At 40.2% G+C, this 12,233-nt stretch carries 8 protein-coding genes; 6 read left to right on the top strand and 2 right to left on the bottom strand.

Annotated features, from left to right (window positions below):
- Window position 1 precedes the first annotated feature (1 nt).
- The 4 genes from SKC36_RS11655 to SKC36_RS11640 are packed head-to-tail and all read left to right on the top strand — an operon-like array spanning window position 2 to window position 4,595.
- Complete coding sequence (locus SKC36_RS11655) at window positions 2-841, top strand: sugar phosphate isomerase/epimerase family protein (RefSeq protein WP_459465991.1); 840 nt, start codon at window positions 2-4, stop codon at window positions 839-841.
- A 1-nt stretch (window position 842) separates the two neighbouring features.
- A complete protein-coding gene (locus SKC36_RS11650; RefSeq protein WP_459465990.1) occupies window positions 843-2,048 on the top strand; it encodes a parallel beta-helix domain-containing protein in 1,206 nt (401 codons plus the stop codon).
- A 2-nt stretch (window positions 2,049-2,050) separates the two neighbouring features.
- A complete protein-coding gene (locus SKC36_RS11645) occupies window positions 2,051-3,094 on the top strand; it encodes an SO2930 family diheme c-type cytochrome (RefSeq protein ID WP_459465989.1) in 1,044 nt (347 codons plus the stop codon).
- A gap of 1 nt (window position 3,095) precedes the next feature.
- Window positions 3,096-4,595: a sulfatase family protein gene (locus tag SKC36_RS11640; protein ID WP_459465988.1), complete on the top strand. Its 1,500-nt coding sequence runs from the start codon at window positions 3,096-3,098 to the stop codon at window positions 4,593-4,595.
- Window positions 4,596-4,848: 253 nt separating this feature from the next.
- On the opposite strand, the gene leuS is transcribed toward SKC36_RS11640, so the two are convergent.
- Entirely contained in the window at window positions 4,849-7,671 is a 2,823-nt protein-coding gene (leuS, locus tag SKC36_RS11635) for a leucine--tRNA ligase (protein ID WP_459465987.1), read from the bottom strand.
- A gap of 130 nt (window positions 7,672-7,801) precedes the next feature.
- Here leuS and SKC36_RS11630 point away from each other — a divergent pair, with 130 nt between their 5' ends.
- A complete protein-coding gene (locus SKC36_RS11630; RefSeq protein WP_459465986.1) occupies window positions 7,802-8,758 on the top strand; it encodes a sulfite exporter TauE/SafE family protein in 957 nt (318 codons plus the stop codon).
- Here SKC36_RS11630 and SKC36_RS11625 read toward each other — a convergent pair.
- Window positions 8,755-10,878: an FG-GAP repeat domain-containing protein gene (locus SKC36_RS11625; RefSeq protein WP_459465985.1), complete on the bottom strand. Its 2,124-nt coding sequence runs from the start codon at window positions 10,876-10,878 to the stop codon at window positions 8,755-8,757. The genes SKC36_RS11630 and SKC36_RS11625 overlap by 4 nt on opposite strands.
- Window positions 10,879-10,916: 38 nt before the next feature.
- Here SKC36_RS11625 and SKC36_RS11620 point away from each other — a divergent pair, with 38 nt between their 5' ends.
- Window positions 10,917-12,218: a UDP-N-acetylmuramoyl-tripeptide--D-alanyl-D-alanine ligase gene (locus SKC36_RS11620; protein WP_459465984.1), complete on the top strand. Its 1,302-nt coding sequence runs from the start codon at window positions 10,917-10,919 to the stop codon at window positions 12,216-12,218.
- Window positions 12,219-12,233: the final 15 nt, after the last annotated feature.

Below are 12,233 nucleotides of genomic sequence, written 5' to 3'. Positions count from 1 at the left end.
TATGAAAACTACTTTACTCCTTCTTTTTTTACCCTTATTGGCACTAGCCCAGAAACCCATGCAAATCAATGGCAAAGACATTGGCATGGTATCCTTTACCTACCGAAATAGTTTTTCCAAAGACATGGCAAAAACCTTGGATACGCTGAAAAACCAAGGCATTACCGACATGGAATTTTCTAGTTTATTTGTAAAAACAGCTCAAGAAATACGTAGCATGTTGGATGAGCGAGGCATGAAATGCTCCTCTTTCGGAGTGAGCATGGGAGATGCCTTGAATAAAACGGACCAAGTTGGGGAGAATGCTAAAACCTTAGGTGCTTCCTTTGTCCGCGTGGCATGGATTCCTCACACAGGACCTTTCACATTAGAGCTAGCTCAAAAGACAGCCCAAGAATTCAATCAAATTGGAAAAGCTTTAAAAGAAAAATACGATCTAACTTTTTGCTACCACAACCATGGTTTCGAATTTGAATCCTATGGAGAAGGAACCTTATTTGATTATTTGGCGCAAAACACAGATCCTAAATATGTTAGCTTTGAGATGGATATACTTTGGACTTATTTCCCAGGTCAAAATCCAGCCCAACTTTTGGAAAAATACGGCAATCGCTTTAAATTGATGCACTTGAAGGATTTGAAGAAAGGGGTTCAAGGCAATATGTCAGGCACTACATCGGTAGAAAACGATGTTGCCTTGGGTACAGGTCAATTGAACATTCCGGAAATCATGAAGGCAGCTAAAAAAGCTAAGATTCAGCATTATTATTTAGAAGATGAAAGCTCTAGATATCCTGTTCAAACCCGACAAAGCAGAACCTATTTATCGAATTTGAAATAATATGAGTAAGCATTTCCTTTACCTATTTATCTTTCCATTTGTCGTGTTTTCAAAGGTTTATGGCCAACAGGCCATCGAAAAGAAAATACAAACAGATTTGATTTTGGCAGAAGATGGAAGTACCATTCAACTAGAGGAAGGTACCTTTCAGATATCCCAAAGCTTGTCGATGGATGGTAAAAAGAATATGATTATCCGGGGTAAAGGAATCGATAAAACCGTACTTTCTTTTAAAAATCAAGCTGGCGGCGCTGAGGGCATTAAAATCACCAATTCGGAAAACATCATATTGGAAGATATGACTGTACAAGATTCCAAAGGAGATTTAATTAAAACCATGCACGTGAATGGAATAACCTTTCGGAGAATCAAAGCAGAATGGACGGGAAAGCCCTCACCTAGCAACGGTAGCTATGCCCTGTATCCAGTGCTCTGTGAAAATGTACTTATTGATAGTTGCATCGCCATTGGAGCATCGGATGCGGGTATTTATGTTGGTCAATCCAAATACATCGAGGTTAAAAATAGCACGGCCTTTCAAAATGTGGCAGGTATAGAAATAGAAAATTCCCAATTTGCGGAGGTTCATCACAACAAGGCCTATGGCAATACAGGAGGCATTTTGGTCTTTGATTTACCTGATTTGGTTCAGAAAAAAGGAGGTCACGTCAAAGTCTACCAAAATGAGGTGATAGAAAATAACCTGAGCAATTTTGCTCCGAAAGGTAATATCGTCGCTCGGGTACCCAAGGGTACAGGTATGTTGGTCTTGGCTACCAGTCAGGTAGAAATTTTCAACAATAAGATTCACCAACATAAAACCATGGGTATTGGGATCATTTCCTACCACATGACAGAGAATAAAATCAAGGATTTGGAATACGACCCCTATCCTACGGCCATTGAAATTAGGGATAATGATTTTGAAAGAAAACCTGGCCGTGTACCTGCCAAAGGCCGATTTGGTCAAATGTATCGTTTCAAATTAAAGTTTGGCCGACAAGTTCCTAACATCATCTATGATGGCATTTTGGACCCAAAGCGATTAGATTCCAGTGGAGAATATTTCCCATCGTATCGGATTTGCATTCGAAACAATACGAACCAAAGCTTCGCCAATATTGATGCTGAGCATGATTTTAAGAACATCAAACGGGATGTAAGTTTGTACGATTGCCATCTTCAAGCATTTAAGACATTACGTTAATCATGAAGTCCATCCGTTTAGGGCTGTTCTTGCTCGTATATTTCACTTTCATAAACGCTAGCTCCATCCGAAAAAACACATCGGGCTACGTCATGAAGTTATCTGACTATGGCTTTTTTAAAGGAGAAATGCGGGACCAAATTCCTCAAGATGGAGTAATTCCCTATCAGCTCAATGCTCCTTTATTTTCAGATTATGCTTCCAAACTACGTTTTATCAAGTTGCCTGAGGGAACTAATGTAGCTTATAACGCAGATTCTGTTCTTCAATTTCCCGTGGGTACTGCTATCATCAAGACCTTTTATTATCCCAAAGATGAAGCAAATCCTACGGCAGGAAGAAGAATCATGGAAACAAGGGTTTTAATAAGACAAGAGAAATCGTGGGTAGCCTTGCCGTATATTTGGGATGAAGCACAAACTGAGGCCAATTTAGAAGTGGCCGGAGGTTCTTCCTTGGTCAGCTGGAAAGATAAACAAGGTATTTTGAAACAAGTAAATTATCAAGTGCCTAATATGAACCAATGCAAAGGATGCCACGAAAGAAGTGGTAAAATGACACCCATTGGTCCTTCGGCCCGACAACTACATGGGGACTTCCCCTATACTTCTGGGAATCAAAATCAATTAGATTACTGGTCAAAAGCAGGTATTTTAACAGGTTTACCCACACATAAAGAGATACCGGCCTTGGTTAATTATATGGATGAATCGAAGCCACTACAGGATAGAGCCTTAGCATATTTGGATATAAATTGTGCACATTGCCATAATCCAACAGGCCCTGCACGTTCTTCGGGATTGTATTTAAATTGGGATTCAAAGGATAAAACAGCCTACGGATTCATGAAAACTCCTGTCGCGGCAGGAAGAGGATCTGGCAATTTGAAATACGATATCGTTCCGGGTAAAGCCAAAGAGAGTATTTTAGCCTACCGCATGGATTCAGTGGACCCAGGAATTATGATGCCGGAATTGGGCCGAAAAATGAAGCATCAAGAAGGTATTAAATTAATTCAAGATTGGATCAACTCCTTAAAAGAATAACATGAAAACAAGCTACCTCCTTTCCCTCTTGCTATGTGTTTCCCTAACTACAACTAGCTTATCACAAAGCAAAAGATCATCTAAACCGAACATTATCTACATACTTGCCGATGATTTAGGATACGGGGATATTTCCATATACAATCCCCAAGGAAATAAAATTGCTACTCCGAATATCGACCAATTGGCTAAGGAAGGCATGCGCTTCTTAGATGCTCACTCCGCCTCTGGGGTTTGTACGCCATCGCGCTACGCCATCATGACGGGACAATATCCATTTAGGAGCAAATTACCTGTTGGGGTTTTACGAGGCTATAGCCGTACTTTAATCGAAAAAGAACGAATTACCGTAGCTTCCTTTCTGAAAAGTCAAGGTTACCAAACTGGCGTGGTGGGCAAATGGCATTTAGGCGTTGATTGGGCTATAAAACCGGGATTTGAAGGAAATTTAACCCAAGTAAATTATGGTATAAATGAAGAGATGAAACCAGAGCACATTGATTTTGACAAAGACCCGAGTGGTGGTCCAGCAGGCAATGGCTTTGATTATTCCTATATTTTACCAGCTTCTTTGGATATGCCACCTTATTGTTATTTGGAAAATCAACATTTGGTAGAGAAACCTACGGCATATACAGATGGCAACAAATTAACTTCTGGCTATACAGGTCCTTTTTGGAGAGAAGGAAAAATGGCCCCTAACTTTGATTTCTATGGGGTGATGCCTCGCTTCATTGATAAATCCAAGGAGTTTTTGATGCGTCAAAAATCCGACAAACCTTTTTTCTTATACATTCCATTTTCTGGGCCACACACTCCATGGGTTCCTCAAAATAAATTCAAAGGAAGCTCAAAAGCTGGCGAATATGGAGATTTTGTTCAGCAAGTGGATGCTTCTGTTGGGCAGCTTATGAAAACCTTGGATAGCCTTGGGTTAAAAGAAAACACGGTGGTGATATTCACTAGTGATAATGGCCCCTATTGGAGAGAAAATTTCGTTAAAGAATTCCAACATCAGGCAGCTGGAGCATGGCGAGGAATGAAAGGAGATGCTTATGAAGCAGGTCACCGAGTTCCCTTCATTGTTCGTTGGCCTAAAAAAATAAAAGCAAAAAGCACCTCCAATGCCCTAATTTCACAAACTAGCTTATTGGCCACTTGTCAGCAAATACTGGGTCAGCCAACTAGTAAGAACGATAGTTATGGGATATATCCATTGTTGACCAAAAAAAGTAAAAGTATCCCAGAGCAGGAAGCCGTGGTTTTCACTACCTCCATTGGTTATTTAGTTGTCCGCCATGGCGAATGGAAATGGGTGGAGGGACTTGGCTCAGGAGGATTCACCGAGCCTAGAAATGTTAAAGCCACGAACCACATCACAGGCCAATTATTTAACCTGAAAATGGATCCTAAGGAATCTGAAAATCTTTTTGATAAATACCCAGAGAAAGTAAAGGAAATGAGGGAGCTGTTGGGGAAAATTAAGAATGGGGAAAATTAAGAATGGGGAATGAAGAATGGGGAATAAAGAATGTAGAATGTAGAATGTAGAATGAAGAATGTAGAATGTAGAATGTAGAATAGTCATGTACTAAATGTTCCAACGGGAGATGTTAAACGAATAATCATTGGAATTTATAATTCCTTCCAAAATCGAAAGGCTTTAATTTCAGAAAATTCTACATTCTACATTCTTCATTCTACATTCTACATTCTACATTCTTCATTCTACATTCTTCATTCTACATTCATCCCTATTTACCCAACACAATATTCACAATCCGCTTCGGAACTACAATAATCTTGCTTGGCGTTTGTCCATCCAAAACTTTTTGCACCTGAGGATTTGCTAAAACACCTGCTTCTACTTCCGCAGGACTAGCCGTAGCAGGAAAAGATAAAGTCAATTTCACCTTTCCATTGAAAGAAATAGGGTAATTAAACTCATCTTCTACTAAATAAGCCGCGTTGAAAACAGGGAAAGTAGCTTTTGAAATACTTCCTGCCTCCTCACCTAAGGCTACCCATAATTCTTCCGACATGTGAGGAGCATAGGGCGACAATAACAAGACCAAATCTTTCAAAATGGCTTTTTTATGGCATTTCAATTGAGTCAAATCATTGACACAAATCATTAAGGTTGAAACAACCGTATTAAAGGAATACCGCTCTAAATCTTCATGCACCTTTCTGATGGCGGTATGCAAAACCTTCAATTCTTCCGGCTTGGCTGGTGCATCTTCCAATTTTACTTTTTGGGTTGTTTCATCAAAGAACAAACGCCAAACTTTTCTAAGGAAGTTATGAGATCCTGAAATACTGTTGGTATTCCAAGGTTTAAATTGCTCCAATGGCCCTAAAAACATCTCATATACACGCAGCGTATCAGCACCATATTTGGCAATCAAATCATCTGGATTCACTACGTTGTATTTGGATTTAGACATTTTCTCCACTTCCCAACCGCAAACATATTTACCATCTTCTAAAATGAAAACGGCATCTTCCGGCACATCATTTCTGGAAGATTTAAATGCCTCCACATTCAATACATCATTTTCAACGATATTGACATCCACATGTAAGGCAGCCACATCGTATTGATCTTTTAGTCCATGCGAAACAAAAGTAGCCGGACTTACATTTTTTACACGGTAAACAAAATTCGATCTACCTTGAATCATGCCTTGATTGATCAATTTCTTGGCAAATTCTTCCTCCTGCACATAGCCTAAATCTTTCAAGAATTTATTCCAAAAACGGGAATACAATAAGTGCCCCGTGGCATGCTCCGAACCTCCAATGTATAAATCGACCGCTTTCCAATAATTCACCGCCTCTTTAGAAGCAAATTCTTGGTCATTTTGGGCATCCATGTAACGGTACCAATACCAAGAAGAACCTGCCCAACCTGGCATAGTTGACCATTCGTAGTCGTATTGACCTTGGTATTTCCACACGTCGGCAGCACGGCCTAATGGAGGCTCTCCTGTCTCAGTAGGTAAATATTTATCAATTTTTGGAAGCTCCAAAGGCAATTCGCTTTCTTGAATCAAATAAGGCAATAATTCTCCTTTCGAGTTTGCTTTGAAATAAACGGGAACAGGCTCTCCCCAATAACGTTGGCGAGAAAATACCGCATTTCGCATACGATACTGAATTTTACCTTTTCCAATACCTCTTTCCTCTAACCAAGCAGTTAAGATTGGAATAGCTTCTTGGTAGGTCTTTCCATTAATTAACTCAGAATTGATATATCGCCCTTCCTTAGTTGCATCCGCTTGTTTCTCTATATCTTTCTGGGCATCCAAAATCGGGATGATAGGTAGATTAAAATGCGTAGCAAAGTTCCAGTCGCGCTGATCTCCTGATGGTACACCCATCACAGCACCGGTACCATAACCTGCCAATACATAGTCAGCTAAATAAATAGGAACACGCGTTCCATTGAAAGGATTTATCACAAAAGAACCGGTAAATACACCGCTCACTTGCTTTACTTCTGACACGCGGTCTAGTTCCGAACGAGATTTCGCCCAAGTCACATAGGACTCTACTGCCTCTTTCTGTTCAGGTGTAGTTAATTCCTCCACCCATTCATGCTCCGGAGCTAATACCATGAAAGAAACCCCATAAATGGTATCCACTCGGGTAGTGAAAACTTTAATCTTTTTATGGGAAAGCGCAGGATTATCGATATCAAAATCAACCTCCGCTCCGATGGATTTACCAATCCAGTTTCTTTGTTGCTCTTTTAAGGAATCAGACCAATCTACTTCGTCCAATCCACGCAATAGTCGATCGGCATAAGCCGTAATTCGCATCGACCATTGACGCATTTTCTTTTGCTCTACTGGATGGCCTCCACGCTCAGAAACGCCATCTTTTACCTCATCATTGGCCAAAACAGTCCCTAAAGCAGGGCACCAGTTCACCACTGAATCATCCAAAAATGCTAGACGGAAAGCCAACAAATAGGCATATTTTTCTTCTTCCGAATAGGAGTTCCACTCCTCGGCAGATATTCTTTTTACCTCTTCATCACAGACTGCCTTCACCCCTTTGGAACCCGATTTTTCAAAAATCTGAATCAACGTATCGATGGACTCGGCTTTGTCTGTGGATTGATTGTACCATGAATTAAACAATTGCATGAAAATCCATTGGGTCCACTTGTAATAAGACGGATCAGATGTTCTTACTTCTCTTGTCCAATCAAAAGAAAAACCCATGTTTTTCAATTGTTCAATGTATCGAGCGATATTTTGCTCGGTAGTTAAGGCAGGATGTTGCCCTGTTTGTATCGCATATTGCTCTGCAGGTAAACCAAAGGAATCAAAACCCATAGGATGTAAAACCTCAAATCCCTGTAAACGCTTGTAGCGGGAGATAATATCAGAAGCAATATACCCTAGTGGATGCCCAACGTGCAAACCAGCCCCAGAGGGATAAGGAAACATATCTAGGACATAGTATTTTGGTTTGTTGGGATTTACCTTGGCTTGAAAGGTATGATTAGCCTCCCAAAACGCCTGCCATTGCTTTTCGATGTCTCGAAACTGATACTCTGTACGCATAAATTTTTATCATTTTAAAAAAGGGAATGCAAATTACGGCTTTTTTATGAAAAAATATTTACTCTACTTTATTGGTAGATTAGATAAAGTCTACTACTTTTGTAGGCAGTTTTATCTTACGAGTACATTTATGTCAGACAATACCCCTCCTAGTTCGGAAACCAAGAGAAACTTCCCCAGCATTTTTAAAGCGGTGCAAACCATTTGGAAAAGAGAAAGGAGTTTAACTGAAGTCATTATACACATCAGTAATGCTTTGGCTTTAATGATTGTGGGGCATTTACTTTTTACCTATGTGACCTTTGAGAAAATGGAGGTGGTGTTTTCCTCTGTTAATTCAGAAATTTTATATTATATCTTGGGTGGATTTATTGCTCAAATGATTGATGGGGCCTTGGGGATGGCTTACGGAGTAACTGCTACTACCTTTTTGCTATCTGTTGGAATATCCCCTGCTGCTGCTTCAGCGAGTGTCCATGCCTCGGAGGTTTTCACTTCAGGGGTTTCAGGATATATGCACTTGAAGTTTGGAAACGTTAACTCCAAACTATTCAAGACTTTAGTCATTCCGGGTATCATCGGTGCTATATTAGGTGCATATGTGATTTCTAGCTTAGAAGAATATGCGGGATACATCAAACCAATAGTTTCTATTTACACCCTTTTCCTAGGAGCCATCATTATCAGAAAGGCATTAATTAAAAGACAAGAAAAAAGACAATTGAAGAAAGTAGGTCTATTGGCTCTTTTTGGTGGCTACTTAGATTCCATCGGGGGTGGAGGCTGGGGCCCTATCGTTTCTTCTACCTTAATCGCTTCGGGGCGTCATCCTAAATACACCATTGGAAGTGTTAACCTAACGGAGTTTTTTGTATCCTTAGCGTCCTCCTTAACCTTCTTTACGGTCATTGGATTAGGTTATTGGCAGGTTATTATTGGTTTAATTCTAGGTGGTGTGGTGGCCGCACCTATCGCGGCACGTTTGGCTAATAAACTTCCCATTAAATCCATGATGATTTTGGTCGGCATGGTCATCATCATTGTTAGCCTCCGTCAAATCATTCTAGGCGCTGATAAATTCTTTTAGTCAATAAGCAATCGTTTTACTATCCTTTGCCCCGACTTACCTTGCCACTGCAAGAAAAGTGATCCTTGGAATGCTTTAGGTAATTGAATGGCCTTGGTTTCACGAGCTTGAATGGTGAAGGGATTCATCCAAACCTTACCCTGAATATCCAACACCGTAATTTCACCAGCTTCGAGACTCGATACAAAAACTGGTCCTTGGCTAGGATTAGGCCAAATTTGAAAGACATCTTGACTCATTTGTTCTACCACAAGATTGCTTGAATTGTTTTCTATAAGTTGAACGCCTCCAGAACCCAATCCTAAGGTCAGATCCATTTTCCCATCTCCGTTCCAATCAGCCGCAGTAGGCCATACTTTTTCACCAAAATCCGCTGTCCAAGCAAAAGCCTTAGACCGAGTAGCTGTTTTGCCATCGGTACTAAAAGAGATTAATTGCGCCTTCCCCACCCGATCAAAGACTAAACCTTCCAATTTCCCATCTCCATCCACATCTAAAAAACAGATACTTCTAGGGATAAAATTCAAATCCTGACTCAGATTAGCCCAATTGGCATTTTCCAGTTGAAATGTTTTATCTGTTTGGTACTGGTAGGAACGTATCCTCCCCGACTTTTCTACAATCAATAAATCTAATTTCCCATCTTGGTTCCAATCTACCCAAATGGGTACTTCTCCACTTTGTAAGGCGGGAATGCTGATTTCTTGCCATTTTTTATCTGAAGTATATAGGGCGACTTTAGGCCCTAAAAATGTTTGATAACTAATGACTAAATCCTTTTTTCCATTGGCATCCCAATCAATGACTTGGGGAATGATGTCAGTAGCTTGCGTAGTTATACTGAAATTTCCGAAGTCATTTGTCCTTTGAATCAAGGAAGGCTGTTGGGCTGTACCGATATTTTCATAAAAACTTAAACTGGCCCTTACTCCCATAGCCCCTCTAATTCCTGCATTTCCTATCAAGAAATCTAAATCCCCATCACCATCGGCATCCCACCAAATTGGGGCAGCACTTTCTCCTACATCCAACATTTGATCCTGAATAAAAGACGATTGCTGCAAAATCCAATTCTCCCCTTGCTTTTGATAATAGCTTAAAGAGCGTTGAAAATCTTGCGTATATAAGGCATTGTCATACGTATTACTCGATACCAATACGTCTAAATTTCCGTCGTCATTCACATCCAGAGGAAAAGCCGAGGCAAAAGCCCCTACCTGAACTGGATTACCGGTTGGAAAACGATAATTCAATTGGCTGAACTGAGGTTTTTTGGCAGTACCCGTATTGATTAAATGAATAAGATTTTGACAAGAAACATGACCAAACAAAAGATCAGGTAAACCATTTTTATTGGTGATTAGGGCCAGACTATTACCGGCATGCATCACTCGATTGGGGGTATTTACTTGCAAAGGTATAAAGGAGGAGCCGCAAGATTTTCCTAAAACCACATCCTCACAATCATTATGAATGAAGTCGCCCCAGCAATCCACTGTTTTACGGAATTGAATCAAACCTGAGCCTTTGGCTGAAACATTTTCATGAAATTCCACATAGTGTCCTGCCGGCTCAAATGCCAACACATCTATATCGCCATCCCCGTCTACATCCCCAATGGCCGGAATGTCAGAAGCCGCCACATATAAATTGATTTTACCCGAAAATCCTTCCGAAAAAACTGGGTCAATCAGGGTTTGAAAGGCGATGGTCTCCTTAGAAACATTTTGGTATATTTTCATTCCAGCAGCAGCCGAACAAAATAAATCTTTCCTGCCGTCTTGGTTAAAATCCACCAGGTGGAACCAGTTTTCTACCTTTGGAAAAAAAGATTCATAGCTTGGGCTATAAACCTCGGAATATTTACCATTCGACATTTTAAAGCGCAAAAAAGTACTTAGTTTTTGCGTACTTCGGTCAAAAATCACCCAATCTTCTACTCCATCCGTATTTAGATCCATGCTTTCTACTTGCACGGAATTGAAACCCCCAGCCCAAGGATTAGATAAAAATGATTGATTGACTTTAACGGGGATTTGCGAACTTTGCTTCCAGGATAAACCCTGGGCAAGTATTTCCGAGCTTAGGAATCCAAAAAATAAGAATAGTAAAAATTTCATTCGATATTTGTAAGCCTAAAGACCTGGTAATCCAACTTATGATGAAGACCTCTAATGTAACACTTTTAGAAAGATTTTTACAATCCACAGGTGTATCCACTGACACGCGGAAGATCACCCAAGGAAATCTCTTCTTTGCTTTAAAAGGTCCCAACTTCAATGCTAATCAACTGGCCGAGGAAGCCCTTGCGAAAGGTGCTGCCTTTGCGGTGATTGACGATGAAGCTTTCGCACATATTCCTAAAACGCTTTTAGTGGAAGATGGTTTACAAGCATTGCAAGATTTAGCGCGCTTGTACCGAAAAACTTTATCCATTCCGGTCCTTGGTTTAACAGGTTCAAATGGTAAAACGACCACCAAAGAACTATTATTTTCTGTTTTATCTCAAAAGTTTCATTGTTTTGCTACCACAGGCAATCTAAATAACCACATTGGGGTTCCTTTGTCTATTTTGGCCATCCAAGCTAGCCATGAAATAGCGGTTATCGAGATGGGGGCAAATAAACAAGGAGATATTGCAGAGTTGGTCAACATTGCCCAACCAACCCATGGTTTAATTACCAACATTGGTAAAGCGCATTTAGAAGGTTTTGGAGGTATAGAAGGTATCAAAAAAGGCAAAGGTGAATTATTTGATTTTTTGTCGCATCATGAAGGAACGGTCTTTTTGCCTTATGAAAAAAATGTGGTGCATGACATGCATGCAGAACGACTTTTTAAGCATAGCATCAGGGCGAATGAAGCCTTGTATACAGAACTAGTAGAAGCTAAGCCAACGGTAGTGTACCGAACCCATGATGGTTTAGAGGTCAAGAGTCATTTGCCGGGTATTTACAATTTTGAAAATATCCAAATGGCATTGGCTGTTGGTAAACATTTTGGCCTAAGCGATGAGCAATGCCACGAAGGTATTCGCAGCTATATCCCAACGAACCATCGGTCACAGTATATTCATATTGGTAGCAACCAGGTTTTGATGGATGCATATAATGCCAACCCTTCTTCTATGTCGGCTGCTATCCAACATTTTGCAGAGACAGAAAATTCTCCCAAAATTGTGATTTTAGGTGATATGTTTGAATTGGGAGATTCTTCCGAGGAAGAGCATGCCGCCTTAGGAGCATTACTAGCGCAACAGTCATTCGATAAGGTATTATTGGTAGGTCAACACATGCAACATGCTTTAATCCATTTGCCTAAGGCCTATTATTTCCCTGATAAATTTGGTTTGCACAATTGGCTTCAAGACCATCCCATTACGAATAGCTATTTATTAGTAAAGGGTTCTAGGGGTATTTCCTTGGAAAGTGTATTGCCTTTTTTGGAAAATAAAGGCTAATAATCGAGATAGAAA

The sequence above is a fragment of the Aquirufa sp. OSTEICH-129A genome (assembly GCF_054558355.1).
This window is presented reverse-complemented; position numbering and strand designations above follow the sequence as displayed.

What these genes read in the sequence shown, in the direction of transcription:
- leuS (WP_459465987.1), bottom strand. Translation starts at nt 7,671, where the DNA reads ATGCGTACAGAGTATCAGTTTCGAGACATCGAAAAGCAATGGCAGGCG.
- SKC36_RS11625 (WP_459465985.1), bottom strand. Translation starts at nt 10,878, where the DNA reads ATGAAATTTTTACTATTCTTATTTTTTGGATTCCTAAGCTCGGAAATA.
- SKC36_RS11655 (WP_459465991.1), top strand. Translation starts at nt 2, where the DNA reads ATGAAAACTACTTTACTCCTTCTTTTTTTACCCTTATTGGCACTAGCC.
- SKC36_RS11630 (WP_459465986.1), top strand. Translation starts at nt 7,802, where the DNA reads ATGTCAGACAATACCCCTCCTAGTTCGGAAACCAAGAGAAACTTCCCC.
- SKC36_RS11645 (WP_459465989.1), top strand. Translation starts at nt 2,051, where the DNA reads ATGAAGTCCATCCGTTTAGGGCTGTTCTTGCTCGTATATTTCACTTTC.
- SKC36_RS11620 (WP_459465984.1), top strand. Translation starts at nt 10,917, where the DNA reads ATGATGAAGACCTCTAATGTAACACTTTTAGAAAGATTTTTACAATCC.
- SKC36_RS11650 (WP_459465990.1), top strand. Translation starts at nt 843, where the DNA reads ATGAGTAAGCATTTCCTTTACCTATTTATCTTTCCATTTGTCGTGTTT.
- SKC36_RS11640 (WP_459465988.1), top strand. Translation starts at nt 3,096, where the DNA reads ATGAAAACAAGCTACCTCCTTTCCCTCTTGCTATGTGTTTCCCTAACT.